We start from the raw sequence: 650 nt of genomic DNA, 5'->3' as shown, positions 1-650 counted from the left end.
TTTTAAGCGAATTGGGCTTAAATCCAACCACGGCCATTAACATGTTTTACAAGCGGATTGTTGCTAATGGTGCTTTACCTTTTAATGCGTCTTTAAGCGAAGAAGAAAGAGCTAATTTACGCTTTTTAAAGGCGACCGAAGGGACACCAGTCACCGAGTTCAAAGACGCTAAAGAGGTCGCTGATTGGCTCAACGATCCAGATGAGGACTAATGACTTAGTCAGCCTATACGTTAGTTTTGTAGAAACTAACGGTGGCAAGTCTCGGCCAGTTTTAATTCGTCGGGTATCAGAACAGAAGGTCGAGGCTTTTAAAATTACTAGTCAGTATGAAAAGAAGTCGGCTTATATCAAGCAACAATATTATCCGATTCAAGATTGGCAATCCGCTGGGTTGGAGAAACCTTCCTGGGTCGGTCTTGGTAATATTTATCGCTTTCCCAAAGCCGATTTAAACTTTAAAGAAATCGGTCATTTAAGTAAGCTAGATCAAAATAAAATTTCAGATTTTACGCTTGACCTAAAATCAAAAAGAAGAGGTAAGGGTCAAAAGATAATTCAACAGCGATCAAGTAAAAGGAAGCACAAAGAAAGTAAAGCAGAGCTTACACAAAGAATTCAAAAACAGTTAAAAGACTTTGCTAAACACAA

The 650-nt window shown here is 38.6% G+C and carries 2 protein-coding genes; both read left to right on the top strand.

Features of this window, described 5'->3' with window-relative positions; all coding sequences use genetic code 11:
* The coding region (locus tag IV64_RS12540) for a type II toxin-antitoxin system RelB/DinJ family antitoxin (protein ID WP_057707573.1) at nt 1-212 on the top strand (212 nt) is incomplete at its 5' end.
* On the top strand, nt 202-650 hold a 449-nt coding region (locus IV64_RS12535), incomplete at its 3' end, for a hypothetical protein (RefSeq protein WP_057707572.1). The genes IV64_RS12540 and IV64_RS12535, both read left to right, overlap by 11 nt.

Origin of the sequence: Lactiplantibacillus xiangfangensis (assembly GCF_001438845.1) — a bacterium.
Taxonomy (GTDB): Bacteria; Bacillota; Bacilli; order Lactobacillales; family Lactobacillaceae; genus Lactiplantibacillus; species Lactiplantibacillus xiangfangensis.
This window is presented reverse-complemented; position numbering and strand designations above follow the sequence as displayed.